This is a genomic window from Mycetocola miduiensis (assembly GCF_900115155.1).
Classification (GTDB): domain Bacteria; phylum Actinomycetota; class Actinomycetes; order Actinomycetales; family Microbacteriaceae; genus Mycetocola_A; species Mycetocola_A miduiensis.
In genome coordinates, this window is record NZ_FOVM01000006.1 from 166824 (window position 1) to 193610 (window position 26787).

The following is a 26787-nucleotide window of genomic DNA, read 5'->3' on the forward strand; positions in this document are numbered from 1 at the left end:
CGAATTGCCCGACCATTGGAGTTCCCTTGTTCTTCCTCGACGACCCTGTTCTCGGCGGTGCGCTGGTCACCACCCGCTCGCTCGTGACGAGCGCAAGCGATCTCACCACGGCTTCGAAGTGCGAATTCGCCTTTCTCCGCAAACTCGACGCGAAGCTGGGGCGCACCGAGCGGGTCGACGAGGTCGTCGATGCAATGCTCGCCCGCACGGGGCGACTCGGCGATGAGCACGAGGCCCGCGTTCTGGCTGCATACCGGGCGCAGTTCGGGGCGGGCGTCGCCGAGATCGAACGCCCAGACGAGATGACCCGCGAGGCGCTCGCCGACGCAGTGACCGCGACGAAACGCGCGTTCGACCGCGGTGCAGACGTCGTCTTCCAGGCCACGTTCTTCGACGGACGCTTCGTCGGTTTCGCGGACTTCATCGTGCGGCAACCAGACGGCCGCTACCTGGTCCAGGACACCAAGCTCGCCCGCTCTGCGAAGGTCACGGCGCTCCTCCAGCTGGCCGCATATGTGCAGCAGTTGCGCCAGCTCGGCGTCGAACCCGCCGACACGGTGCAGCTCCTTCTCGGCAACGGGATGACGAGCGAGCACCGGGTGAGCGATATCCTGCCCGTCTACCTCAAGCGCGAGCAGCGCCTGCAACGGATCATCAACGAGCGACTCGACGACCCGAACGACGACGTCGTCCAATGGCGTGATCCGCGGTACGCGATCTGCGGGCGCTGTGAGACGTGCGAAGCCGAGATCCAGGCCACCCGCGACGTGCTCCTTGTCGGCGGGCTGCGCGTCACCCAACGAACGCGGCTGGCGGATGCCGGCATCACCACGATCGAGGACCTTGCTGACTCGACCGTCGACGTCGACGGTATCGGCGGAACCACTCTGGCCGGTCTGCGGCTGCAGGCCAAGCTGCAGCTCGAAGGGCCGACCTCGCCTGAGGACCACACGCCGCCGCCCGTGCGCGTGTTCAACGCGCAGGCTCTGGCCGCGCTGCCCGAACCAGACCCGGGCGACATCTTCTTCGACTTCGAGGGTGACCCGCTCTACACCGAAGGCGATGGGCGTTCGTGGGGACTCGACTACCTCTTCGGTCTCGTCGATGTCTCCGAGACCTTCACCGCGTTCTGGGCACATTCCTTCGCCGAGGAACGGGTCGCCCTGCGCACCTTCCTCGACTTCGTCGCCGAGCGTCGGCGAACATTCCCGAACCTGCATATCTATCACTACGCGTCATATGAGCGCACCCACCTGTCCTCGATCGCCGCGCGCCACGGAGAGGGTGAAGACGAAGTCGACCAGCTGCTGCGCGACAACGTCTTCGTCGACCTGTACCCGATGGTGAAGAAGAGCGTTCGGGTGGGTTCCCGCTCGTACTCGATCAAGAAACTCGAGCCGCTCTACATGGGCGACGAACTACGGACGGGCGACGTCACCAACGCCGCCGCCTCGATCACCGAGTACGCGGATGCCATGGAGCTGAAAGCGAACGGAGACGAGGCGGCCGGGCAACACAAGCTCGACGAAATCGGCGACTACAACCGGTACGACTGCGTGTCGACGCTGCGCCTGCGGGACTGGCTGCTCGAACGGGGCCGAGAGAACGGCATCCTGCCTGGGACACTGCATGAGGCGAAGGACTCGGTGCCCGAGATCGAGCCTTCCCCTCTCCGCTACGCCCTGCTTGCCCTGGCCGGTGACCGGCTCGCGGCCGGCCGAACCGCCGACCAGACCGCAGCCGCGTTCGCCGCCGCCGCACTCGACTATCACCAGCGTGAGCAGAAGAGCTTCTGGTGGGGACACTTCGCCCGACTGATTCAGGATGTGGAGACGTGGGCAGACACCCGCGACGTCCTCGTCGTCGAAGACGACGGAGCACGGGTCGAACGGCCGTGGTTCCGCGAGGGCAAGCAACGCACCGACCGGCGGTGGGTGCGGCTCACCGGAAAATGGGGCCCGGGTTCGAGCGTCAAACCGGGTGAGCAGGCCGGCCCGTACGTTCTCTACGAGCACCCCGGTCCGTTCGAAGCCACGATCGGTGACCCCGGCTCGCGGCCCAGCCGCACGGTGCGGGTCCTGGAGGTCGACGACCGGGGAGCCCTCGTCGAAGAAACCCTCCAGACCGGCGCCCCGCCGTTCGACACGCTGCCGATCGCCCTCACCCCGGCCGCCCCGCCTCCCGCCGGGCAACAGAAACCGGCGATCGAGGAGTGGGCGCAAGCCATCGTCGATGCCGCCCCGGAGTGGCCTCGGGATCCGGTGGTCGACATCCTCCGCCGCACCCCGCCCCGCACGCGGTCAGGGGCGCTCGCCCCGGTCACCGGCGACCGTATCGACGCCGTGATCGACAGCATCCTCGATCTCGACGCGTCCTACCTCGCCATCCAGGGTCCGCCCGGAACGGGCAAAACCTACCTCGGCGCCCACGTCATTGCGGCCCTCGTCCGCGATCACGGCTGGAAGATCGGCGTCGTCGCCCAGTCCCACGCCGTCGTCGAGAACCTGCTCGGCGCTGTCGTCAAGGCCGGGCTTCCTGCCGCGCTCGTCGCCAAGGTGCAGAAGGGCGGGGCAGACGCCGCCGACGTGCCGTTCACCGCCCTCGACGCCAACGGCCACCTGCTGTTCGCCGCCGAGAACGACGCGACCGGTTATGTGCTCGGCGGAACAGCCTGGGACTTCAGCAACAAGGCCCGGTTCCCGCGGCACTCACTCGACCTGCTCGTGATCGACGAGGCCGGGCAGTACTCGCTCGCGTTCACCATCGCGGCGAGTGTCGCCGCCCGCAACCTGCTGCTGCTCGGCGACCCGCAGCAGTTACCGCAGGTCAGCCAGGGCCTTCACCCGGAGCCGATCGACACCTCCGCGCTCGGCTGGGTCAGCGACGGCCACGACGTGCTGCCCGCTGAACTCGGTTACTTCCTCGCCGAGAGCCGGCGGATGCATCCGGCCGTCACCGACCCCGTCTCCCGGCTCTCCTACGAGGGCGAGCTGCACGCCCACGAGGTCGCGTCGACCCGGTCCCTGGCCGGAATCGAACCCGGGCTGCACGTCGAACCCGTCGAGCACTCCGGCAACGCCGTGGCGTCGGTCGAAGAGGCGAACCGTGTCGTCGAACTGGTGCGATCCGCCATGGGCAGGGCCTGGAGCGACCCCACCGAGGTCCGTGACAGCGACACCCTCGATCAGGACGATGTCATCGTTGTGTCCCCGTACAACGCGCAGGTGGCGCTGGTCCGCGACGGCCTCGCTGCTGCAGGGCTCGACCGGGTCAGGGTGGGGACCGTCGACAAATTCCAGGGGCAGGAGGCAGCGATCGCGATCGTGACGCTTGCGGCATCCGCTCCGACGGAGGTGCCGCGGGGGATGGGATTCCTCATCCTCAAGAACCGGCTCAACGTGGCGATCTCACGGGCCAAGTGGGCTGCGTACCTCGTCTACTCGCCGGCGCTGACCGACTACCTGCCCGCCACAGCGCAGGGCATCAGTGAGCTGAGCGCGTTCATCACCCTCGTCGAACCGCAGCAGCGGTAGCCGGAGCCAGGTGCGGCTCAGCCGATTGCGGATCAATCAGTCGCGCCACGACTGAGAAGGTCGGAACGCTCCGGATGGTTGGCGAACCAGTCCACGACGAACGAGCAGGTCGGCACGATCCGAAGGTCCGTCGTGGCGGCCACATCGTTCACCGCGAATTCGATGAGGGATGCCGCATGGCCATTCCCACGGCGCGCGGGCGCGGTGTACGTGTGGGTGAAGTAGATGCGACCCTGGCGTATCGAGTAGTCGGCGACGCAGACGAGTTCGTCGCCGAGGCGGAGGGCGTACCGGCTAGCATCCGGTTCGTGGGCGAATTCTGGAGCCATGACCCCAGCGTAGTTCTCCCGAACCCGTTGACCGCGACTGGCGCCGGTGCTCTCATGAGAGCCATGAGCTCTTCCATCTCAGGGGTCGCTGCCCTCGCCTTCGACTGCGCCGACCCTCCCGCCCTCGCGAAGTTCTGGCAAAAGCTGCTCGGCGGGAAGGTGATTCTCGACAAGAGCGGCGACGCAGAACTCCAGCGCAGCGGCAGCAACGTGCGCTTCGACTTTCTCAAAGTCCCCGAAGCGAAGGCGGGCAAGAACCGGCTCCACCTCGACCTGCGCAGCCGCGTCTACGACGCCGCAATCGCCGACGCGCTCAGCTTCGGCGCGACCCTCGCCGACGACATCTACGACGGCGACGACTGGCAGGTGCTCCGCGACCCCGAGGGCAACGAATTCTGCATCCTCCGCCCACGGTCGAACGTCTGACCTGGGCCCTTCCCGCTGTCGGATGCCGGTGGTAGCGTGCGCGCATGACCGACACGCCCGCGACGCCCCGCCTGACGACATCCGCGTTCCTGGCGATGAGCCTCGACGGCTTCATCGCCCGCCCCGACGGTGGGCTGGACTGGCTCCTCGAAGCCGGCGCAGACCTCGGCGACACCGGCTACGACGATTTCTTTGCTGCCGTCGACTCCATGATCATCGGGCGCAACACTTACGACATCGTCGCGGCGTTCGACACCTACCCGTACGCCGGCAAACGCGTGCTCGTGTTGAGCAGTTCACTCGAGTCCGTCGACTGGCCGGATGCCACGGTGCACCGCTCGCTCGATGACGCCCTCCGGACGCTCGCCCGTGAGAACCGCGAACACGTCTACGTCGACGGCGGAACCGTCGTGCAGCAATTCCTCCGCGCCGGCCTGCTCGATAACCTCACCGTGAGCATCGCCCCCGTGCTCATCGGCTTCGGCATCCCACTGTTCGGTCCGCTCGATGCCGATATCAGCCTCGAACTCACCGGCACCCGCGAGCTCCGTGCCGGCTTCACCCAGGCGAGCTACCGGGCCCGGCCGGCCAACTGAAAAACGGATTCCGTCCCGCAACAAACGGGCCGGCATCCGGTTTCGAAGACGGGTTCAGTGCCCGGCGGGCATCTCCGCAGGCATGTCCGCCGGCTTGCGAACAAAGATCGCTCCGACGATGGCGAGAAGGGAGATGAACGCACCGATCAGGAACGCGGAGTGAATTCCCCCTGCAGCGGCCGCCGAGTCGGTTGCGCCGGCGCTCGACAGCGCCGCGCTCGCCGTCGACATGATCGTCACGAACAGGGCTGTGCCCGCTGCGCCCGCGACCTGCTGGACGGTGCCGACCGTGGCGGATGCGTGCGAGTACAGGGAGGGTTGCACCGAGCCGAGCGCTGAGGTGAACAGGGGCGTGAACAGGAAGGCGAGGCCGAGGCTCAGCAGCAGGTGGGCACCGAGGAGGTAGAACGGCGACGTCGACTCGCCGACCATCGCGAGAGCCCACAGCGCTGCGCTGACGACAGCCGAGCCGGGGATGAGGAGCGGTTTCGGGCCGAACCGGTCGTAGAGTCGTCCGACGAACGGCGCCAGCAGGCCCATCAGGAGGCCGCCCGGGAGCAGAAGCAGACCGGTCTGCACGGGCTCGAGGCCGAGCACCTGCTGCATGTAAATGGGCAGAAGGATGATCGTCCCGAACAGCGCAGCCATGCTCACAACCATCACACCGAGGGAGATGCTGAAGTTCGCGGAGCGAAACGTTCGCAGGTCTAGCAGCGCCCGGTCGCGGCGCTGCAGCCGCAGCTGCCGCAGAATGAATGCGGCCAGGCCGAGAACGCCGACGCCGAGGGCGATCCACATCGGCAGTGTCGCTGTTGCCTGCTCCGCGGCGGTCGCGTCGGCCGGCCCGCTCTCGCCGATGCGGCTGAGGCCGTAGATCAGTCCGCCGAACCCGAACGCCGAGAGGATCACCGACAGCACGTCGAGCGGAACCCGCTTGGGCGCGGTCACGTTCTCGACGCGACGGATGCCGATGATGAGCATGACGACGGCAATCGGCAGCACGATCCAGAACATCCAGCGCCAGCTCAGTGCGTTGAGGATGATTCCGGACACGGTGGGGCCAATCGCCGGGGCGACCGAGATGACGATCGAGACGTTTCCCATGGTCCGGCCGCGCTGCGCCACCGGAACCAGGGTCATGATCGTGGTCATCAACAGCGGAATCATGATCGCCGTGCCTGACGCCTGTACGACGCGGGCGCCGAGCAGTACCTCGAAGTTCGGTGCGAGGGCAGCGAGGAGTGTGCCCGCCGAGAACAGGCTCATCGCCGAGATGAAGATCGGGCGGGTGTGGAATCGCTGCAGCAGGAATCCGGTAATCGGGATCACGACCGCCATCGTCAGCAGGAATGCGGTGGTCAGCCACTGGGCGGACCGCGCGCTGATGTCGAGGTCGAGCATGAGCTCGTTAATGGCGACACCCATGATCGTTTCGTTGAGGATGACAACGAACGTCGCGGCGAGCATCAGAGCGATCACCCGGAAGTTGCGCGCGGTGTGGTCAGGTTCGACCGGTCGGAGCGAAGGTGCGCGCTCAGGAAGAGTGAGGTCGGTTGCGGAGTCGTTCACAGGGGATCCAATGGTCGGGACCGAGCAGGTAACACCGAGCGGATAACTCAGCGGAGTCGAGGGGTGTGTGCGCAGCGTCTGCCGTCGCGGGATTCAATGGCGAAGAAACGAAACCTCGACACCGGCCGCGCTATTCCACATCGGCGCCAAAAATCTGAAGAAAAGCGACTCATCTTTCGGATGCTGCCGGCTAAGGGGATTCATTCACGCGGGTGAAATTGTGTCGCGCGGGTGAAAATGCGCCCGCGCGGTGCCGAAACACCCGCGCGGGCGCGGTTCAGGCGCCGATTTCGACCAGCACGCGAGGCAACTCGTCGAGGAGCTCGCTGGCGAGAAAACCGAGGGGCCCGACGTGCACGGCGAGCCGGTCGCCGGCCGCCGCGTGCGCGTGGGTCGCCCAGACGGCGGCCTGCTCTGCGGTGGCGCCGCGGGCACACAGCCCGGTGATGGCGCCGGCGAGCACGTCACCGCTCCCCGAGGTGGCGAGGCCACCCCCGCCCGTGCCGGTGCGCCAGATTCGCCCGTCGGGGGAGGCGATGACGTCGTAGCAGGTGACGACCGCGCGGTAGCGGCGGGCGATCTCCGCGATGTCATCGACGAGGTCGTCCAGGTCACGCTCGAGCAGCCGGGCTGCCTCCTCCTTGTTCGGAGTCAGAACGAGTCGGTTCCCGAACGCCTCGACGGCGTCGGGAACCTTCGGCAGCACTCCGAGTGCGAACGCGTCGAGGACCACGACCGAATCGGAACCGACGAGCGGGGGCAGGGCTGACAGCATCCGCTCCAGTTCGTCTGGATCATCAAGGCCCGGCCCGACGAGGACGGCGTCCGCACCGGAGAGGTCCCGCTCGGCGGCATCGACGCTGTCTCCGCTCACACTCCCATCTGCGGTTTCGTCGAGCGGCACGATCCCGCACTCAGGAACGGCGACCGCCACCGCTGTCGCAACGGACGCAGCGACGGCGAGCGTCAGGCGCCCGGCGCCGACCCGGAGCGCGGCCAGGCCGGACAGCATCGCCGCACCAGGGGAACGCAGTGCGCCGCCGACCACGATGACTTGCCCGCGGCCGTACTTCGAGTCCCCCGCCTCCGGCAGAGGCCACTCTCGCAGCAGGTTCGGCGTGACGGTTTGCGGCTCAGCGGGGCTGGACATCGGTGTCTCCTCCGTGTTCGGTGACGGGGGCGCCGACCGCTTCGAGATGGGCATCGTGGGAGAACACGTCGAGGGTCCAGAATTGGTCACCCGGCTGGCGGGTGAGCCGGGTGATGGAGGCGTTCAGAACCGTGTTGCTGCTGGCGAAGGCGAGCAGTTCCTGCTCAGACCAGCCGAGGCAGAGATAGAGAAAAATGAGGACCACGGCGTCGTGCGCGGTGATGAGGACCGGACCGGAGGTTTCGCTGGAGTCCACATCGCGCAGGAACGAGCGCACGCGGAGCGCGACATCCGTCCATGCCTCTCCGCCTGGGGGCCGGTAGTAGAACTTGCCCAGCCACCGCCGCCGGGCAGCCTCCTCCGGGTAGCGCTGGTCGACGCCGTGCGAGGTCAGCGTGTCGAGGATGCCGAGTTCGCGGTCGCGGAGTCTCTCGTCGACGAGGAACGACCGCTCCAGTCCGCTGACGCCGAGGGCCACAGCGAGTGTCTGCTGCGCGCGGAGGTACGGTGAACTCCAGATTGCAGCAGGCACAGTACCGCCGGCGTTCGCGGCGAGCCATGCGCCGAGGGCCTCCGCCTGCCTGACCCCTGTCTCCGACAGGGGAACGTCTGCGTCCCGGTGGTCGACCGGGATGACCTCGAGCAGCGCCCGCTGCGATTCGGTCGCCTGGACGTTCGCGGTCGACTCTCCGTGCCTCACCAGCCATAGTTCTGTTGCCGTCATGGGCCAAGGCTAAACGAGTAGTCCCGCCTGGCATCGAATTCGGCCGGGGGCTTGATTCGCGGTGCGGTCCGTTGCCTCGAAACGGGGCACCGTGACCCGTTGCGCCGTGAGGACTCGGCGAGGATGATCGACGAGCAGATGCCTCCCTTGGAGACGGTGACGTTCTGGGCGCCGAATCGTTGAGTCGACCGCCCCTGATGAGACGGGTCGATCATGGCAGCGCGCAGCACACGGTTTGTTTTCTACAACGACAGTGACACGACCCTCGTTCGGATCGGTGGCGGACTTGATCACGGCATTTGGACCCGCCAGCCCCCGCTCACAATCCCCCCGCTCACCAACGCCAATTGGGAGTCCGAATCCAACGGGGTGCTGACCGGGACCGAGGGGCACGTCGACTACGACATCCAGCTCGCAACCGGCGGGAGCGCAGGGACCTGCCACATCTATTGGGACAATCCGTATGTCGGCAGCAACGAGTACGAGGAGAAAACGCCAGAGACCTTTCAGGTCAAGCGGTTGGGCGGGGGCGGCGATAACGCTGTGGTCCGCTTGACCTTCAGTTCGTCCTCCAGCGCCCGCGACGGCATCCCCGATGAATGGAAGAAGAAAGGGGTGACGCTGGACCCGGGCGACGGCAGCGGTCCTCAGTTCATCGACCTGCCCGCGATGGGCGCCGACGTGAATCGCCCGGATGTTTTCGTGCAGATCGACTGGATGGCAGACGCCACCCACAGCCATGCCATCAGTGCGGCCGCGATCAAGACCGTTGTCGACGCGTTTGCGGCATCCCCGTACCGGAGTCCGACCGGGTCTGTGGGTATCAACCTGCACATCGACGCGGGCCCGAACAGCATCATGAACCACGCCACCGGTGCCACGTGGGGTGCGCTGTCGCGAGCACGCCAGCTCTCGCACGTCGCGAATTTCGGCACCGCGATGGTGGATGCTTCCAACAACGCGACCAGTTACAACTGGACAGCCTTCGACGCGGTCAAGAAACAGTCAGGAGGGTTCATCAGTACCGGGCGGGCCCCGATCTTCCGGTATGCGGTTTCGGCGCACCAACTCGGCGTAGCGGTCAACAGCGGCATCGCCAGAACCATCCCCGGCTCCGACATGATCCTCACCCTGGGCACTTTTGCCGGCCTTACCGACCTCATCATGGCTGGCACGCTGATGCACGAGCTCGGGCACCTGCTCGGTCTGGACCACGGCGGCGGCGACGCTGTGAACCGCAAACCCAACTACGTCAGCGTCATGAACTATCACTGGCAGACGCGGGGACTGACCAAAGGCGGCGTCACCGGCATTGTCGACTTCTCAAACATTGCGTTAGACCGGCTCTTCGAAGGTGCGCTCGACGAGCGCTCAGGGGTTGGCAAGAACGCCGCAGGGGTCGCGGTCCGCCGCTGGGTGCCCGGTGCGGCAGGGGCGGCGGGTGCGTATGTTCAGGTTGCAGATGGCAGCCTGCCGATCGACTGGAACAACGACGGCGTCGCGACCAGCCCAAGCGTCGCTTTCGATGTGAACAACGACGTGCAACGGACCGCGCTTGAGCCTTTCGATGACTGGGCTCATCTGCGTCTGGTGGGTGGCGCGATCTCCGGTGCGGGCGCCGGTGCCGCGTACCAGCCGCCGATGCAAACCAAGTCAGCCGACATCACACCGGAAGAAGCGGAGCTGATGCTCCCGGCCGACACCACCCCGCCGGTGACAACGGTGACGGTGACCCCGCCACCCAACGGACGCGGGTGGCATCGCAGTACGGTCCAGGTGGGCTTCTCCGCCACCGACGACATCTCGGGAGTGGCGGCGACGTTCGCTGCGGTCGATGGGGCCGGCGAGTTCCGGGTATCCGGACCGGTCGTGATCTCGGCTGAGGGCATGCACGCCGTGACGTTCGGATCAGTGGATTATTCACAGAACGTGGAGCCGAAACAGACGTTGCCGGTGCTAATCGACAAGTCGGCACCCGAAGCGGTGATCCGGTTCGACCCCTCAATCGATGACGTGGTGGTTTTCACCCGCGACGGGCTCTCCGGCTCGGACGCGACCGCCGTGCCGGTTCTCAGCCGCACCCCGACGTTGTGGACCAGCTTCGGCTCAGACGTCGCCGAGTTGAGGGTCTACCAGCTCAGTGACTATGCCGACAACACCACCACCCTCACCCTCAAAGTGCGCTGTTCCCCATTCGCCTGGGAGGCGAGCGTGGTCGGGCTGAGCTACGACGACGAACCGCACAATGCCGCGCGTGCACGTCGGGAGCGTGAGAAAGCCGAGCAGCGACAGGTGGAGCGCGAGCGCGCCGAACGCGAGCAGGAGAGGCGTGAGCGGGAGGAATGGGAGCGGCGGGAGCACGAGGAGAACGAACACGAAGAGCACGAGCACGAGCACGAGCACGAGCACGAGCACGAGGAGCACGAGCACGAAGAGCACGAACACGAAGAGCACGAGGAGCACGAGCACGAAGAGCATGAACACGAGACGGAGTCGCCTGCCGAGCCGGCGTTTGGCATTCCGAACACGATGGTGTTCGAACGTTTGATTGCCCGTGCCCGACCGGGCGCGCTGCTGGGTGTGCGGCAGGCAGTCAGTATTGACCGGGGTTCCGTCCGTCGAACCGTCCGCGCACGATTCGACGTTCTCGACGACCTCAGTCTTATCCAGCGGGACCAGGGCGATACCCCGTGTGCCGAGCAGGCGGCGTCATCGCCCACGTCTGATCAGCGTGGTCTGGTGCTCGTGCAGGTCGTGACGCTGCGCGGGGGACTCACCCTCGAAGAAACCGTCCAGCCGTAAGGCTGTTCATTCCGACCCTCATACGCCGCCTCGCGGCGTCGCGCATCGGCAATGTCGGCGGCCCCGGTTACCGTGAAGACATGAGAATCCTGCACACCTCCGACTGGCACATCGGTCGCACGTTCCACGGTCATTCGACCCTGGTGAACCTGCGCTCCGTGCTCGCCGCGCTGGCGGTTGAAGTGCGGGAGCGTTCCGTCGATGTGGTGGTCGTCGCCGGCGACATCTTCGACTCCGCCACCCCCGCGGCCGAGGCCTATACGGTCCTCGAGGCGGCAGTCGTCGCGTTGCGTGAGGCAGGGGCATCCGTCGTTCTGACGAGCGGCAACCACGACTCCGCCACCCGGCTCGGTTTCATGTCGCAGTTCTCCGGACTGGCCGGTGTCCACGTCGTCACGCGGCAGGAGCAACACGATTCGCCGATCACCCTGCCCGACGAGCATGGCCCGGTGCATTTCTACGGCATCCCCTATCTGGAGCCGTCGCTTGTGCGACACGCCTACCCGGATGTCACCTTGCGCACCCATGAGCAGGTCCTCGCGTTCGTGATGGACCGCATCCGTTCGGACCTGTCCGAGCGGGGAGGCCGCTCGGTCGTGCTCTCGCACTGCTTTGCGGTCAATGTTGCCGCTGCCGACGGTGCCCCGGAGCAGTTCGGCGCCAGCGATGTCGAACGCGACCTCACCGCTGGCGGCATCGACTATGTGCCACTGTCCGTCTTCGACGGACCCGACTACGTCGCGCTCGGTCACATCCATGGCCGGTCGGCACTCAGCGACCGAGTGCGGTATTCGGGTGCCCCGCTGCACTACTCGTTCTCCGAAGCCGCGAAACCGCGCGGTGCCTGGCTCGTCGAGCTCGACGCGAGCGGCCTGCGTTCGGTCGACTGGGTCAGCCTTCCTGTTCCACGGCCGTTGCGGGTGGTCACCGGTTCGCTCGACGACATCCTGACGGATGCCTCATTCGCCGAGTTCGAGAGCCACTGGGTGTCGGTCGTGCTCACCGACACCGTGCGCCCGCTCGACGCAATGCGGCGACTGCAGGCCCGCTTTGGGCACTGTGTCACCCTCGAACACCGTCCGGCTGTCACCGCGCAGGCATCGGGCGCCAGCTACGCCGAACGTGTGAAGGGACACAGTGACATCGATGTGGTGTCCGGGTTCCTTGCCCATGTTCGCAATGGTGTCGGGCCGACCGACGCCGAGAAGGCAATCGTCGCCGACGTGCTTGCCGCGGTCGAACGCGCCGAGCACGACGAGCCGGTGGCCGCTCGCGACGCGACCAAACCGGCTACGGCTGAATCTGTTCTCACCCCATCGCCACTGATAGAGGTCGACGCGTGAAGATCCAGCGGCTCACCGTCGCCGGGTTCGGCCCGTACAAAGACGAACAGCGAATCGACTTCGAACGCTTCGATGACGACGGCATCTTTCTCATCACCGGCAAGACCGGTGCGGGCAAGTCCAGCCTGCTCGACGCCATCTGTTTCGCTCTCTATGGCAGCGCACCCCGCTACGACGGAGCGCAGCCGAAGCTCCGCAGTGACTATTGCGAACTCGGCGACCCCACCTGGGTCGAACTCGAGTTCCGCATCTCCGGCACCTCGTACCGGGTGCGGCGAGCCCCCGAATACGAGCGGCCGAAGAAGTCAGGCAGCGGGACGACGGTGGAGAAGGCGACGGCCGAACTCTTCGTGAAAAACAACGACCTCTGGGAGGGCGTCGCCGCACGCCCCGTCGACGTCGCCCGCGAACTCGAGGTCATTCTCGGCCTCACCAAAGACCAGTTCCTGCAGGTCATCCTCCTCGCCCAGAACCGCTTCCAGGAGTTCCTTCTCGCCAAGAACGATGAGCGCCAGGCGGTGCTTCGCACCCTGTTCGGCACGAAACGGTTCGAGCAGGTCGAATTGGCCCTGACCGACCGGCGCAAACAACTCGCGAGCGCTCTCGAGTCCACCGCGGGCGGCCTGCGCATGTCGGCCGAACTCGCCGCGGGCCTCGTGCAACAAGAGACCCCGGTCGAACCCGAGCTGGCATGGTTCGACGCCATCCTCGCCCAACTCGGTGAAGCGCAGGCCGCTGCCGCCCGAGCTGCCACCATCGCCGATGCGGAATTCACCGCGGCGGATGCCGAACACCGCAGGCTTGAAAACACCCGCCGGCTGCAACTCCGGCGAGACAGCGCCCGCGACACCCTCGCAACGTTCGAAGCGCAGAGCGGGTCGATCGACGCCGACCGTACCCGGCTGGACCAGGCGCAACGGGCGGCATCCGTCTGGGCCCACGTCGCCGCCGTTCGTGGGGCGACCGCCGCGCTCGACAGGGCCGTCGCTGTCGAAGCCGAACGCCGTGCCGCATACGCCGCCGCCATGGATGGCATCGTCGAGACGAACACGATGAACGTCCAGACGAACCCGGACGAGAACACGGCTGCTACCGAGATCGATGCCAAGGCGGTCAGCCGCGTTCTCGACGACCTCGCCCGTCGACTCGGCGCCCTCGACCCGGTGCTCGACGACGAGAAGAGCCTGCCCCAGCTCTCTGCCGCCGTTCGGCGCTGTGAAGAACGCCACGAGTCGTGTCGGGCCGCGATCGAAGACGCGAACGCTCTTGTGGCCTCGCTTCCTGCCCAGCTCGACGAACTCACCGAGTCGCTCGCCGCCGCCCGGGTCGCCGCAGCGGGGATCGTGCCGGCGCGGGAGCGCGTCGCCCGGATCGATGTCGCTCGCGCCGCCGCCAAGCGTGCCGTCACCCTCGACCGGCGACTCATCGAGGCCCGGTTCGCCGAGAAAGACGCCAGCGCGCGCCTGACCGAGTCGACCCGCGCCCAGGACGACCTGTTCGCCCGCCGGCTCAGCGGGTACGCCGCAGAGCTGGCCGGCGAACTCACCGAAGGCACGCCGTGCGCTGTCTGTGGCTCGGTCGAGCACCCTCACGTCGCGACCACCGAGAACGAGCCGGTGACCGAGGCAGACATCGAGGCGGCGAGGAGCGCCGTCACCACCCGACGCGCCGAGCTCGATGCCGCCACCGCGACCGCGCACGGCCTCGTCACCCAGCTGGCCGAAGCACACGCCGCCGCTGGCAATAAATCGATCGACGAACTTGAGATCGAGCTCCTCGATGCGGCCGCAGCCCTCCTCGAGGCCGAAGCCGCGCTCACCGTTGTCGACGACGGCGAGAAGGCACAGGCCCGACTCCGCTCGTCGCTCGACAGCGCGAGCGAACACCTCGACCGGCTACGCACTGACGGCGCGGCCGCCGCCGATCAACTGAGCACGGCGCGCAATGCTTTTGCGACCGTCACCGCCCGGGTCGAAGCGGCCCGCGCCTCATTCGCCTCGGTGCACGACCGAGCGACGTCGATGCAGACCGCCCTCGAGGCGGTCAAAGACTTCGCCGCCGCAATCGACGAGCTCGCTGTCCGATCCGCCGCGCTCGACACCTCGCGGGAGGTCCTCGAGAAGCAGCTGAGCGAGAACGACTTCACCGATGAAAGCCAGGTCGAGAAGGCGCGCCGAAGCTCAGCAGAGATCGCCGCACTCGACACCCGGATCCGCGAACACGACCAGTCCGTCGGTACCGCGAGGGCCACCCTTCGTGAGCCGGAGCTCATCGGTCTTCCCGTCGACCCCGTCGACCTGGTGCCGTCGGCCACCCTCCTCGCCCAGGCTCGCGCCGCCCGCGATGAGGCGCTGCAGGCACCCGGCCTGCTCGCCGACCGGTTCACGCAGCTCGAAGCGATCGTTCGTCGCGTGCACGCCGAGCAGGAGGCATCCGCCCGGCTCCGCGAGGAATACGATCAGGTCCGCGCGCTGGCCAGCGCTGTCCAGGGAAGTGAACCCAACACCAAACGGATGCGCCTCGAAACGTACGTGCTCGCCGGTCAACTCGAAGAGATCGTCACCGCCGCGAACGCCCGGCTGCGCACGATGACAAGCGGGCGTTACACCCTGCAGCACGACGACTCGGTGCAGTACCGCAACGTCCGCTCGGGGCTTGGCCTCGCCATCCTCGACGAGCACACCGGTCGAGCGCGCGCCACACATTCGCTCTCAGGAGGCGAAACCTTCCTGGCCTCGCTTGCGCTCGCGCTGGGCCTCGCCGAAGTCGTCACCAACCAGGCCGGCGGGATCAGCCTTGACACCCTGTTCATCGATGAGGGCTTCGGCTCCCTCGACCGCGAAACGCTCGAAATCGCGATGTCAACGCTCGACAGTCTGCGCTCCGGCGGCCGCACCATCGGGCTGATCAGTCATGTCGAAGCAATGAAGGAACAGATCCCCGCGAAGCTGCGCATCACCGTCACGGATGCCGGCGACAGTCGCGTCGAGACGACCCTGGAACTCGTCTGAGTCCACCCTGACCCTAAAGCCACCCTGACCCGAAATCAGGTGGATCCCCGATTGTGGACGCCGAGTGCCGGTGCCACGCTGAAGGCATGAACTCTGAAGGCATGAAACTCTACCGACCCCGTCGCGGCCGGGTGTTTGCCGGCGTCTGCCTGGCGGTCGCCAACCGTTTCGGCTGGTCGCCCACGCTGGTGCGCGTCCTCACCGTCCTCAGCATCATTCTGCCTGGGCCTCAACTCGTGATCTACATCGTGCTGTGGATCCTCATCCCGGGCGAGAAGGACTGACCCGTCCCGGTACGGCTGCCCCGCTCGGTTCATAACGGCGAGACGCGAAACGTCCCGGGGAGCATGCTCCCCGGGACGTCCGCGGCGCCAGGCGGGCGCCGATGCTGTCTAGCGTCTGGCGGCCCGGATGATCAGTCCGATGATGGCGACGACCGCTACGGCAGCGACCGCGATGACGGTGCCCGGTCGCTCTTCGTACTTGTGCTGCAGCTCCGAAACCGCCGAGCTTGCGGCTTCCCTCGCCGCTTCGACGGCCTCCCGGGAAGCAGCTGAGGCCTTGTCGGCGAGCTCAGCGGCCTGGTCCGAGACATTCCGCATCGAGGCCGACGCGTCCTTGGTGACGTCTTCCAGCCGTGCACTTGCGTCAGCCGCATGCGAGCCGACGGTGGAGCCGGCGCTTGACGCTGTGTCGCTGAGGCCGGATGCCGCGTCAGCGAGGGGAGCAGAAGCCTCCGCGCCGAGATCCACTGACTCGTGCGCCGCGTCCTTCAGCGCATCCGGTGCGTCGGGCGCGTTGTCGACAGCCTGGTGAGCATCCGCTGCCGCGGCGGAGATGTTTTCGTCAGCACGTTCATTCGAATCGGTCATGGTATTCCTTTCGGTTGTTCGTGATCTGCCGCCATCAGGCGACAAGCATGCGCCGCGGCCTCCGTCCCATCCGGAAGCGGGCACCGCGAAACCCGCAGCCGACTCGACCAGGGGTGCGTTGCCCGTTGCCCTGGTCCGTTCCGGCTCCACTGTCCATCTTTTCGTAGATGCGGTCGCGAACACAGGGGGTTGCGAATGAGGCGAATGCCTCTGCTGCCCGTGCAGTCGCATGAGGCAGTAGCATGACCCCCGTGCCGTACCTGTCAGCGTCCACCCGAGCCGCCCTCGACCGTGTCGTTGCCGGAAACCTCGCCGACACCACGGATGCACTTCAGCGCTTGCGGGACCTCCGTGCCCTCCTTCTGGCGCTCGAGCAAGACCCGGCGACCCTCCAGGCGGTGCGAGAGGCTCTCGATGCGGGCACAGGCTGGGACGAGATCGCAGACGCATCCGGGCTGAAGCCCGCCGCAGCGAAATGGCGGTGGCAGGGCACCGACGCCGAGATCGCCGAGCGTCATGCGGCTGGGCGTAAACGGTCGGCCAGGCCGAGCAGCGTCCCGACCGACCTTCCCGGGCTGTCCGTCTCCGAAGCGGCCGCCCAGCTCGGCGTAAGCGCCCAGGCGATCTACCTCCGCGTCACCCGCGGCTCGCTGCGGGCGGAGACGATCCAGCTGCCTGACGGGCGCTCGTACAAGCGCGTGTTCCCCGATGAGGATTCGACCGGCCGCTGACCAGGGCCCTGCGCCCAACGGATGCCACCGGGTCACCCGTTCCGGACACGAACACCCGGCGCACTGGGTGACCCCGACCGGAACGGGTGATGCGAACCTGAGCCGACCTCGAATGTTGCGCTGTGTGACGGCTCCAGATGACAGCATCCGGGCGCCGACCTACCGTTGATTTCAGTGCCGGAAACCGACCGGCCGGAACGCGGGCAGGAGGTCAGGATGTCGAGTCTCAAACCAGGAGTAGAGCAGGTCATGCAGTGCTCGAGCGCCTCAGGCGGCGCCTGCGACAAAACCGACCCCGGCCACGTCCTCCGCCCGCTCCAAGAACGCGTCACCGCAGCCACCCCGAGCAAATGGGACGACGGCATCGTCGCCTCGGTCTCCGGCAACTGGATCGGCGTTGCGCTGGTCGACGTAACGTCGACCGACTCCGGCGACACCGTCTGGGTGTGGACGCACGCCATCCCCGCCGGTCTGGCCGTCGGTCAGCCGGTGGCACTGCACGCCGTGTATCCGACGCTCGCGTTCGGTTCTGAGCGGCTCAGCGTGGTGATCGCCGCAGCCGTGTGAGTTCCGGGCTCAGGCCATTGGCTTCGCCCCGCTCACCGAGTCCATCATCTTCTGGCACGCCATGGCGCATTGACGGCAGGCTTCGGCGCACATCGCGCAATCGGCGTGCATGTCCTTGTGCTTCATACACTCGTCGGCGCACGCCATGCACATGGTCATCGTGGCCTGGAGTGCCGCCATCATGCTCTCCATGTGCATGCCGGCTGGGCGCATCATCATCCGCATCATCGTGTTGGTCATGTCAGCGGTGTTCATGCACATGTTCATGCACATCGACATGCCGTCACCCATCATGGTGCTCGAGCACATCGTGCACGCCTGCTCGCAAGCCGAGCAGGCCTCAATACAGTCCTGCATCATTGTCATGTCCATGCCCTGAACGGGCATGTCCTTCTGGTGCGACTCCATCATTTGCATCGCCATGTTCATGGTTGTGTCCTTTCGTTGGACGGGCGCTTTTTTCGCATGCTACGCCGGTCGCCGAGCTCTGTCAGCGGGGAGACCGATGCTTTAACCCCGACGAAACCACCCGGACATCCCGCCGCGCTCACCAGCGCGGATGTGGAAGCCCGGCTCGCCGTCCGGTGGCAGGTCAACGACCTCGACGTCGGACACGACGGCTCCTGCGGGGCCACGGCCGAGAGCGTCCACCAGTTCGGACACCGCGGCCGGTTCGCCCTCCAGCTCGGCCTCCACAGACCCGTCTGCACGATTCCGCACCCATCCGCGCACCCCAAGGTGCTCGGCCTTGCCGCGAGTCCAGAAGCGGAATCCGACTCCCTGAACCCGCCCCTGGACCAGCACCCGTCGACGGATGTTCCCCATCGTCAGTCCTGAACAGGCACCGTCTCGTCGACGGCGTCCGTGCCCGCATCGCTGTAGTTGCCTGACTGGCCCGACGCTTTGGTGCCACCGGCGTCGTCGGCTCCATCCACCGACGCATCCGAGCCAGACCGCGTCAGGCCCTCGCTCGGTGGGTCCTCAAGGGAGGACTGGGCGGCCGTTCCCTGGTTCTTCTCTTCCTCATAGCTCCCGTCGCGTGGACCCCAATCGGGAAGCTCGGGAGTTGTTTCGTTGCCGTTCTCGGTTTGGTGCTGCTGTTCCATGTGGGTCCCTTTCGTGGTTCTGCAGGCGACGATACGCAGATCGCCGATCGATCGCGATGCCTTTCGTCCGGCGACCGTTCGGAGTAGCGTTCAGGTCCGCTCGCGCGGTTCGCAAGAACTCACGACGGAAGTGCAAGACTCGCGACAGACGAGACACATTCATGGAGTGAGGATCGCCAGCACTACAGCAGCCGCCGACGTGAGCGAGGGAGTGGCGATGCCTGAGAGCGCCGACTCACACGGGATCCAGGCCGATGCGGACTGGTTCACGGGGATCGTGCATGAACATTCGACCGCACTCGTGCGTTATTTCGCCCGCCGCGGTCCACGTCAGGACGCCGAGGACCTCGCGGCAGACGTCCTGGCGACGGCGTGGCGCCGCCGCGATGACGTGCCACGCGAAGCCGTACTGCCCTGGCTCTACCGCACGGCGGGGTTCACGCTCGCAAATCACCGCCGGAAACACTCCGATGTTCCGGTGGAGGAGGTCCGGGAGTCCGGCACGGTGCGCGTCGGCGCTGATCCTGAGCTGAGCGCGTTGTTCCACGCTGAACTCCGCGGCGCGCTCGGCAGCGTGGGTGAACGCGACCGGCAGATCCTGCTCCTGCATGCGTGGGAGGGCCTCGACGGAGCCGAGCTCGCCGAGGTGCTCGGAATCTCCCGCTCCGGGGCCGACGCAGCGCTCTCTCGAGCCAGGTCACGGCTGCGGAAGGCCTGGGGTGAACGGATGTCGTTCTAGAGCCGTGCAAGATCCGGGTCGCCCGGCACATATCCACGGTGAAGCGCATTCGACGGAGGCTGATCGACATGAATTCGGATAACGAACTCGACCCGGTGGACCGGTTGCGCGCCGCCGACCCCGCCGGCGATGTGCAGCCCCGTGCTGGCTTCGCTGACGAGGTCATCGCCAGCGTGACCCGCGCCGTCGGCGAAGCGGCAGCCGAACCCGCCCCAGTGGCGGACCTGGCGACGGCGGGAACGCGCCGGCGCCCGCGCTGGATTCCGGTCGCCGCGGTCGCCGCGTCGATCGTGGTCGTTGCCGCCGCCGGGTACGGCATCGGGGCCACGGCGGGCCGATCGACGAACCTCGCCGACGGTGCCGCCCCGGCGATCTCGCTGCCGGCCGGCGGGAGCCCCGAGTCGATGATGCAGAGCGGACGCGAGCCTGGCCTCGGCGGAGCAACCGACCAGAGGATGTACCCGTACGGGTTCGGCCGGAACTCATTCAGCGCATCCGGTCTCGGCACCAGTGCCGGCACTGCTCAGGCGTACGCATTCGACCCGAACACCGCACCGGTCGCCGACCAGGCCGCCGCACTCGCAGCGGCACTCGAGGTCCAGTCGCCGGTCGAGCTGCGGGAAGGCGGCTGGAACGCTGGCCCTCTGGACGGGAGCGCCCCCACTTTGTCGATCAGCCTCGACGGCGTCCTCTCCTTCTACTACCAGGACCCCCGTCTCAACCCGTGGCTGTGCACGGATGGCGCTGAAGAGTGCGTGCCGACCGGCGAAGCCCCGAGCGAAGACGCCGCGATCGCAGCACTGAGGGCGCTCCTCGTCGGGGTTGGCCGGGACCCGGAGGCCTTCGAATTCACCTCGCGCGTCTGGGAAGGTTCACCCACCAGGACGGCCGAGGCGAGGCCGGTCGTCGACGGACACGTCATCGACCAGCCGTGGTCGTTGGAGATGGCAGAGTCCGGGATCGTCAGCGCGAACGGTGCACTGGCGGACATCGTCGGGCTCGGCCAGTACCCCGTGGCGAGCGAGCAGGAGGCATTCGAACGCCTCTCGGACCCGAGGTTCGGCGGCGCAATGACGATTCTGCCTGCGGCGAGTCGCGAGCCAGCGTCGACCCCGGACCAGTGGGTGCCTCCGACCGAGCCGCCCGCGACACCGACCGAAGGGTCATCACTCTCCTGGCCGGTGATCGATGTCACGATCGTCAGCGCCCGCCTCGGCCTTGCGAGCCAGTGGCAGCCGGACGGAAGCGTCATGGTGGTTCCCGCCTACGAATTCACCGACGCCGACGGCGGCGTCTGGTCGGTTGTCGCCGTTGCTGACTCCCGGCTCAACTTCGCGTTCGAATAGGGCGCACGGGCCGGTGCCCTTCCCCGGGCGCCGATCGTCGTGCAAGGCTGGCGTCATGCCCGAGTCACCGGAGGTCCAGGCGCTCATCGAGGATGTCGGCGCGCGGTTCGTCGGGCGTGAGATCCACGATGTGGATGTTGCGGAGTTCCGTGTGACGAAGACGCGAGGCCGCCCGCCGTCGTCGCTCGCCGGCGAACAGGTGACGGGCGCCACCAGGCGCGGCAAGCACGTCGACATCTCGGTCGGGGGCTCGGGGCACCTGGTCGTCTCGCTCGGCCGGCACGGTTGGGCGCGGTATCGAGACGCCGGTGGCGACGCCGTGGATTCCACGGATGCGCCGCCGACCCTGATCGCCTTCACGTTCAACGACGGCGACGTTCTCGAGTTCACCGATGCAGGCGAGTGGGTGTCGCTCGGCTGCTGGATCGTCGAAGATCCTGCGGAAGTTCCAGCGATCGCGAAACTCGGCCCTGACCCCGCAGACCCCGGGTACTCGCGGGCGGACTTCGACCGTGCGGTGGCTCGACGTCGCAAAAAGATCAAGGCGATCCTGCAGGAGCAGGAATCGATCGCCGGCATCGGCAACGCGTACTCGGACGAGATCCTGCACGCCGCGAAAGTCTCACCGGTGGCCCACGCCGCCGCACTCACACCAGCCGAACTCGATCGGCTCTTCGAGGCTACGGTCGGCACCGTGGTCACTGCGATCGACGCCCAACGCGGCATCCCTCTCTCCGGGCTGAAGGCCGCCAAGGTTGCGGCGATGCGTGCGCATGGCCGGGCGGGGCAGGCGTGCGCCGTGTGCGGCGACACAATCCGCGACTTCTCGTTCGCGAGCACCACCGCCCAGTACTGCCCGACCTGCCAGACGGACGGGACTGTACTCCCGCTCAAAACCTCGAGAAACGGGGAACGTCTATCGGCGGGCGGCCGTTCGGAGTAGCGTCGGCAGAACGGGCGGGCTTCTCCGCCCCCGGACATCGGAGTTCGAATGCCCACCATTTCCTCTTACGGGCAAGCGATCGCGTCGACCACGATCGCCCTTCAGCAATTGCTGGCCGCGGCCCCTGCGAAGCTGCAGGTGACTGCACGAACCCCGGATGCCGCCCGCGACGGTATCTCGGGAGCATCCGTCAACCTGTTCCTCTACCGCGACGACCTCACTGGCTACCGTGACGGTCACGAAGAGCCAGGAACCACGCACAACATCGCCGAGCTGTTCTACCTGCTCAGCGCATACCCCGGTGATGCGTCAGACGCAGATGCGGTCAGCCACCGCGCCTACGGAACCGCCCGCGCCGTCGTGCAGCAGCACGCCGTGCTCACCGTTCCGCTCGGCGATCAGCATACGAACGTGCAGATCCGTAGCCAGTCGCTGAGCACGGAGAACCTCACGAGCCTCTGGCTGGCCTCGGAAGCGCCGCTGCGCCTGTGCTTTGGCATCATCGTGACCTTCACCGTCAGCGGCTGACGCCGGCGCCGGCGCCTATTCCAGCGTGCCGGTGAGTCGACCGTGGAAGAGCGTTGATCGTTCGTCCAGCCCCACGAAGGTGACGGTGGCATCGTGCGCTGCATATTTCGACTCCACCGAGTCGAGAACGGCCACCGTTGAGGCATCCCAGATCTGCGCCGCCGTGAAATCCACGGTGACGTCAGCCGGGTCGGTGCCATAGGAGAACTGCTCGACCAGGTCATTGCTCGACCCGAAGAACAGCGGCCCACGCACCGTGTACCGGACCGATTCGCCGTCCGCCGCGAGTTCTCGCTCCACGCGGGCGACGTGGGCGACCCGGCGGGCGAACAGCACCATCGCGAGAAGAACACCGGCAACGACCCCGATCGCGAGGTTGCTGGTGATCACGACGATCCCGACCGTGGTGAGCATCACGATCGTCTCGGGCAGCGGCATCCGTTTGAGCGTGGTCGGCGCGACACTGTGCCAGTTCACGGTGGTGATCGCGACGAGCATCATCACGGCGGCGAGCGCGACCATCGGAATCCGCTCCATCACGTCGCTGAGCACCGTGACGAGGAGCAGAAGGAACACGCCGGCCACGAACGTGGAGATCCTGGTGCGGGCACGCCCGAGCTTCACGTTGACCACGGTCTGGCCGATCATGGCGCAACCGGCGATGCCGCCATAGAAACCGGCGAGGATGTTGGCGACGCCGAGAGCCCAGGACTCACGGCCCTTCGCCGACCGTGTCTCAGTGATGTCGTCGACGAGCTTCGCCGTGAGCAGCGTCTCCATCAGGCCGACGAAGGCGACGCTCAACGCGGTCGGCAGGATGATGCGCAGGGTCTCCAGGTTGAGCGGCACGAGGAGCTGGGTGATGCCGGGGAGACCACCTGCGATGTCGCCTTCATCCCCGACGGTGGGAACAAAGAGGTGCGCAGTCATTGTGATCGCCGTGACGACGACGATCGCGACCAGCGGGGCCGGCACCGCCGTCGTGAGGCGGGGGAGGACGAGCACGATCACGATCGTCAACACGAACAGCGGGTACACCAGCCACGGCACCCCGAGCAGGTGAGGAACCTGCGCCGTGAAGATCAGGATGCCCAGCGCGTTCACGAAACCGATCATCACCGACCGGGGAATGAACCGCATCAGGCGGGCCAGGCCGGTCACGCCGAACAGGATCTGGATGAGGCCCGCGAGGATCACCGCCGGTAGGAGGTATTCGACCCCCTGCTCCTTCACGAGCGGTGCGACGACGAGGGCCACGGCCCCGGCCGCCGCGGTGATCATCGCCGGCCGGCCGCCAAGTATCGACATCGAAATCGCCAGGACGACGGATGCCACCAGGCTCACCTTGGGATCCACCCCGGCGATCACCGAGAACGAGATGACCTCGGGGATCAGGGCGAGGGTTGTGACTACACCGGCGAGCACCTCGACGCTGAACGCCTTCGGGCGGCGAAGGGTCTGCAGGACGGTGGGGGCGAGGGGCGTGTTCGCGCGGGCGGTATCTGCTGAAGGAGTGGGCACTCATGCAACTGTATTCGGTGGCTGCACATGCCGCGGCGGACCTACCCTTGCTGGATGCCTTCCTTCCGCGTGACCGTGACGATTGGAGCGCTCCTGCCGGGCGTCGAACCGGAGTCGGTGGTGCCATTCGCCGCTGCCGCCGCTGCCAGGAGTGCTGTGGTGGAGGCATCCGACCTGGCCGTCGTCCGTGGCGCCGCACGTGTGATCGTCCGCTACACGGCGGACGACGTGGGCGCCGGATGGCTGGTCGGCTCCGATGTCGTGCGCCGGCTCGCGGCCATCGCCGAACCCGCAGGGTGGGCTGTGACCGTCGGCGATGGCGGACGCTGGTACCCGGTGGCCGCGCCCGGCTGAGTAGCCGATAGGCAGTACGGCGGCGCCGAGTCAACCCCGTAAAAGGGATAACAATCGGCACCGTACAGTCAATACGCTGGGTGTCCCATGCCAGCCACCCGACTGTCCCCGGATGTGCCTGCCGTTTCCCCGACCCTACTCGGGAGGGATCGGCAGCTTGGTGCTGTTGGCCGAGCGGTCGACGGTGTGCGCGCAGGCAGCGCGCAGTTCGTCCTCATCGAAGGCGAATCGGGATTCGGCAAGTCTGCGCTGCTGCGCGCGGCCGCCGGGTCTGTCGCCTTGTGGCCCACCCGTTCCGCGATCGCCGACGAGCACGAAGCGGAACTGCCCTACGGCGTCCTCAATCAGCTGCTTCGCCAGGTGGAAGAAGGCCGCGACCTCGAACCGGTCCTCTCCGGTGGAATAGCGCCGGATGTGCCGACCACGGTCGCGGGCACAGCACTGCTGAACCTGATCGACGGCAGCGAGGGAGCCACCTGCATCACAATCGACGACGCGCAGTGGCTCGACCAGCGCTCCGCTGACGCCCTGTGGTTCGCCGGCCGGCGATCCTTCCATGACCGCCTGCTCGTTCTCATCGCCGCACGTCCGGACGAGACACCGTTCCTCGAACGGATGCGGCTGCTGGTCGCCGACGACGATCGCGGCGTCCGGCTGTCCGTCGACGGGTTGAACGTCGAGCACGTTGCCACCCTCGTGAAGAACCGGACGGGGTTTACTCCTCCTCGCCGCCTGGCCAGCCGTCTCGTCGCGGCGACCGATGGCAACGCACTTCACCTGCAGACGCTGCTGAACCAGGCACTGTCTGGTTCGGACCCTCTCGGTACCCTTGGCCGGATGTTGCAGGGCACTCCGCCAGCGGCCCCCGGTTTTCGCGCGGTCACGCAGCAAACCCTCGGAAGCATCCGCCCTGCTGCGCGTGTCGTTATCGAGATCGTCGCCGTACTGAATGACACGGCGGCGATCAGCGATATCGGAGCGATCGCTGAACGATACGGCGGCTTCAAGCTGGGCGGCGGCGACATCGACGAGGCAAGCGCAACCGGCCTCGTGACGCTCACCGCCGACGATTCGGCCGTCACCATGCCACACGAACGCGTGCGAGCCGTCATCGTCCGAGACCTCTCGCTCCAGGCCAAGCAGGAGCTTCACGCTGCGGCCGGGCAGGTGATCGGGGGGCATCGCGGGCTCGACCACCGGGCGCACGCTGCAGCCGAGCCGGATGATGCCCTCGCCGACGAACTCGAGGCAGCAGCCGCGCTGGCAGCGGACGAACACCAGGTCGATCGCGCCTTCCGGTATGCGCGGTGGGCCGCCGTGCTCAGCACCGTCCCCGCCGACAGGGAGCGCCGGATCATCGATGCCGGTGCCCATGCCATCGCATCCCGCCGATTCGATCTGCTCGCCACCGCGCTCGGTGAGTTCGAGAATCTCAGCATGGGTCCCGAACGGGAGCTGCTGTTGGGGAACGCCGCACTCGCCTCCAGTGACATCGCCGTCGCCATGCGGCACCTCAGCCGAGCCGCAGCGTCCACCCGGGCGGGAAGCATCCGGGCGCGCACGATGCGCGCGGTCGCCAGCCAGACGCTCGCCGAGATGACCCGACTGATGGACGCCTTCGAACCGAGCCTCAGGCATTCAGGCGCCGTCCTTGACGCCCTTCCTGAGCTGCGCGACAGCTACCAGGGTCGCTCGGTAGGAGTGTTCGACCTCGACGAACTCGAAGCGCACGCCGTTTCGACCCAAACCCTCGCCGCCTGGCAGTCAGGGATGGGGGCGATCGGCCAGGAACGCCTCACCAAACTCATCGGCGCGGCGCGGCGGCGAGGAAGCCTGCAACCCACGCACGCCATCCTGCTCCTCACCCTGGGAACCCTGCTCCGCCAGCAGTGCCGCCTGCCGGAGGCCATCGCCGCTCTCGAGGAAGGTGTCGCGCTCGCCGACCTCGGATGTCCGGAGCTGTCACCGATCGGCCGGATAGACCTGGCGCTGGCCCGCTTCCAGAAGGGGCAATGGGACGCCGCAGCAGCCACGGCGACGGCCGCGGCCTCCATCTCCGACGACATCGAGAACCCGTGGGTGCGGGCGTCCGCCTACGCGGTTGCGGCTTTCGTTCCGGCAGCCCGCGGCGACCGCGAGACAGCGGAGGCCTGGCTCGCGGAAGCGGACACCATGCCGGCGTCGCTGCGTACGTCCGGGTACCGCAGGCTCGCCAACTTCGCCAAGGCTCTCTCAGCGAGGGCGTCGGGGGACACGGCGACGGCGGTGTCCCTCGCCCGGAAAGCGATCGACCGGGATCCTGTGTACGCCCAGATCGAACGGGAATGGTGGCAGCAACTGCTCACAGAGGCGCTCGGGCCGACGAACCCGGCCGAAGCCGACCCCCTCGCCGTGCTCAGCAGCCGGGAACGCGAAGTGGCCCACCTCGCGGCGCAGGGGCTGACCAACCGGGAGGTCGCCGGCAAGCTTTTCGTGTCGGTCAAGGGTGTCGAATACCACATGGGCAACGTGCTCGCGAAGCTCGGACTGTCGTCGCGGCGAGGCATCCGAGGGGTAATCGAGAGGAACTAGGGGAAGTCCCTAGGGCCTTACCGGTT

The 26787-nt window shown here is 67.1% G+C and carries 24 protein-coding genes; 15 read left to right on the top strand and 9 right to left on the bottom strand.

The annotated features are described in order from the left end of the window. Positions 1-26 precede the first annotated feature (26 nt). Positions 27-3533: a TM0106 family RecB-like putative nuclease gene (locus BM197_RS11230; protein WP_245762504.1), complete on the top strand. Its 3507-nt coding sequence runs from the start codon at positions 27-29 to the stop codon at positions 3531-3533. Positions 3534-3565: 32 nt separating this feature from the next. Here the strand turns inward: BM197_RS11230 and BM197_RS11235 are convergent, their stop codons facing one another. Then, positions 3566-3862 (bottom strand): GNAT family N-acetyltransferase, encoded by a 297-nt coding sequence (locus BM197_RS11235; RefSeq protein WP_090711548.1) that lies wholly within the window; start codon positions 3860-3862, stop codon positions 3566-3568. Between the two features lie 63 nt (positions 3863-3925). Here BM197_RS11235 and BM197_RS11240 point away from each other — a divergent pair, with 63 nt between their 5' ends. Further along, the gene (locus BM197_RS11240; protein WP_090711550.1) at positions 3926-4288 is read left to right on the top strand and encodes a VOC family protein; all 363 of its coding nucleotides are present in this window, start codon (positions 3926-3928) and stop codon (positions 4286-4288) included. A 44-nt stretch (positions 4289-4332) separates the two neighbouring features. Further along, the gene (locus BM197_RS11245) at positions 4333-4884 is read left to right on the top strand and encodes a dihydrofolate reductase family protein (RefSeq protein WP_090711552.1); all 552 of its coding nucleotides are present in this window, start codon (positions 4333-4335) and stop codon (positions 4882-4884) included. 54 nt (positions 4885-4938) lie between these two features. Here BM197_RS11245 and BM197_RS11250 read toward each other — a convergent pair whose 3' ends face one another. The 3 genes from BM197_RS11250 to BM197_RS11260 all read right to left on the bottom strand — a co-directional run bounded on the left by BM197_RS11250 (position 4939) and on the right by BM197_RS11260 (position 8327). Continuing rightward, positions 4939-6453, bottom strand: coding sequence for a DHA2 family efflux MFS transporter permease subunit (locus tag BM197_RS11250; RefSeq protein ID WP_425435719.1), 1515 nt, complete (start codon positions 6451-6453; stop codon positions 4939-4941). 277 nt (positions 6454-6730) lie between these two features. After that, positions 6731-7603, bottom strand: coding sequence for an NAD(P)H-hydrate dehydratase (locus tag BM197_RS11255; RefSeq protein WP_090711555.1), 873 nt, complete (start codon positions 7601-7603; stop codon positions 6731-6733). Next, positions 7587-8327: a histidine phosphatase family protein gene (locus tag BM197_RS11260; protein ID WP_090711557.1), complete on the bottom strand. Its 741-nt coding sequence runs from the start codon at positions 8325-8327 to the stop codon at positions 7587-7589. Before BM197_RS11260 ends, BM197_RS11255 begins: the two co-directional genes overlap by 17 nt. A gap of 213 nt (positions 8328-8540) precedes the next feature. On the opposite strand from BM197_RS11260, the gene BM197_RS11265 reads away from it, so the two are divergent. The 4 genes from BM197_RS11265 (at position 8541) to BM197_RS11280 (ending at position 15767) form a co-directional block, all read left to right on the top strand. Beyond that, a complete protein-coding gene (locus BM197_RS11265; protein WP_090711559.1) occupies positions 8541-11129 on the top strand; it encodes an OmpL47-type beta-barrel domain-containing protein in 2589 nt (862 codons plus the stop codon). An 80-nt stretch (positions 11130-11209) separates the two neighbouring features. Then, positions 11210-12472, top strand: coding sequence for an exonuclease SbcCD subunit D (locus tag BM197_RS11270; protein WP_090711561.1), 1263 nt, complete (start codon positions 11210-11212; stop codon positions 12470-12472). Next, entirely contained in the window at positions 12469-15483 is a 3015-nt protein-coding gene (locus BM197_RS11275) for an AAA family ATPase (protein WP_090711563.1), read from the top strand. The genes BM197_RS11270 and BM197_RS11275 overlap by 4 nt, the downstream gene beginning before the upstream one ends. Before the next feature lie 101 nt (positions 15484-15584). After that, positions 15585-15767 carry a PspC domain-containing protein gene (locus tag BM197_RS11280; protein WP_245762505.1) on the top strand — a complete coding sequence of 61 codons (183 nt, stop codon included), beginning with the start codon at positions 15585-15587 and terminating at the stop codon, positions 15765-15767. A 108-nt stretch (positions 15768-15875) separates the two neighbouring features. Here BM197_RS11280 and BM197_RS11285 read toward each other — a convergent pair whose 3' ends face one another. Beyond that, on the bottom strand, positions 15876-16355 hold the full coding sequence (locus tag BM197_RS11285; RefSeq protein WP_090711567.1) for a hypothetical protein: 480 nt from the start codon (positions 16353-16355) through the stop codon (positions 15876-15878). A gap of 242 nt (positions 16356-16597) precedes the next feature. On the opposite strand from BM197_RS11285, the gene BM197_RS11290 reads away from it, so the two are divergent. Then, positions 16598-17086 (top strand): hypothetical protein, encoded by a 489-nt coding sequence (locus BM197_RS11290; RefSeq protein WP_090711569.1) that lies wholly within the window; start codon positions 16598-16600, stop codon positions 17084-17086. 216 nt (positions 17087-17302) lie between these two features. Beyond that, positions 17303-17653, top strand: a complete 351-nt coding sequence (locus BM197_RS11295) for a hypothetical protein (protein ID WP_143095061.1) — start codon at positions 17303-17305, stop codon at positions 17651-17653. Positions 17654-17662: 9 nt separating this feature from the next. Here BM197_RS11295 and BM197_RS11300 read toward each other — a convergent pair whose 3' ends face one another. From BM197_RS11300 to BM197_RS11310, 3 genes are all read right to left on the bottom strand, one after another. Next, positions 17663-18082: a four-helix bundle copper-binding protein gene (locus BM197_RS11300; protein WP_090711572.1), complete on the bottom strand. Its 420-nt coding sequence runs from the start codon at positions 18080-18082 to the stop codon at positions 17663-17665. Positions 18083-18163: 81 nt separating this feature from the next. Further along, complete coding sequence (locus BM197_RS11305) at positions 18164-18478, bottom strand: acylphosphatase (protein WP_090711574.1); 315 nt, start codon at positions 18476-18478, stop codon at positions 18164-18166. A gap of 2 nt (positions 18479-18480) precedes the next feature. Further along, a complete protein-coding gene (locus BM197_RS11310) occupies positions 18481-18759 on the bottom strand; it encodes a hypothetical protein (protein ID WP_090711576.1) in 279 nt (92 codons plus the stop codon). A 217-nt stretch (positions 18760-18976) separates the two neighbouring features. Here BM197_RS11310 and BM197_RS11315 point away from each other — a divergent pair, with 217 nt between their 5' ends. The 4 genes from BM197_RS11315 to BM197_RS11330 all read left to right on the top strand — a co-directional run bounded on the left by BM197_RS11315 (position 18977) and on the right by BM197_RS11330 (position 22315). Further along, positions 18977-19498, top strand: coding sequence for an RNA polymerase sigma factor (locus tag BM197_RS11315; RefSeq protein WP_090711721.1), 522 nt, complete (start codon positions 18977-18979; stop codon positions 19496-19498). 68 nt (positions 19499-19566) lie between these two features. Further along, positions 19567-20844 (top strand): hypothetical protein, encoded by a 1278-nt coding sequence (locus tag BM197_RS11320; protein WP_090711578.1) that lies wholly within the window; start codon positions 19567-19569, stop codon positions 20842-20844. 55 nt (positions 20845-20899) lie between these two features. After that, positions 20900-21787 carry a DNA-formamidopyrimidine glycosylase family protein gene (locus tag BM197_RS11325; protein WP_090711580.1) on the top strand — a complete coding sequence of 296 codons (888 nt, stop codon included), beginning with the start codon at positions 20900-20902 and terminating at the stop codon, positions 21785-21787. 48 nt (positions 21788-21835) lie between these two features. Then, complete coding sequence (locus BM197_RS11330; RefSeq protein WP_090711581.1) at positions 21836-22315, top strand: Pvc16 family protein; 480 nt, start codon at positions 21836-21838, stop codon at positions 22313-22315. Positions 22316-22330: 15 nt separating this feature from the next. On the opposite strand, the gene BM197_RS11335 is transcribed toward BM197_RS11330, so the two are convergent. Further along, positions 22331-23836 (bottom strand): SulP family inorganic anion transporter, encoded by a 1506-nt coding sequence (locus tag BM197_RS11335; RefSeq protein WP_090711583.1) that lies wholly within the window; start codon positions 23834-23836, stop codon positions 22331-22333. 54 nt (positions 23837-23890) lie between these two features. Here BM197_RS11335 and BM197_RS11340 point away from each other — a divergent pair, with 54 nt between their 5' ends. Both BM197_RS11340 and BM197_RS11345 read left to right on the top strand, forming a co-directional pair. Further along, a complete protein-coding gene (locus BM197_RS11340; RefSeq protein WP_143095062.1) occupies positions 23891-24190 on the top strand; it encodes a hypothetical protein in 300 nt (99 codons plus the stop codon). An 87-nt stretch (positions 24191-24277) separates the two neighbouring features. Then, positions 24278-26761 (top strand): LuxR C-terminal-related transcriptional regulator, encoded by a 2484-nt coding sequence (locus tag BM197_RS11345; RefSeq protein ID WP_090711586.1) that lies wholly within the window; start codon positions 24278-24280, stop codon positions 26759-26761. Positions 26762-26787 lie beyond the last annotated feature (26 nt).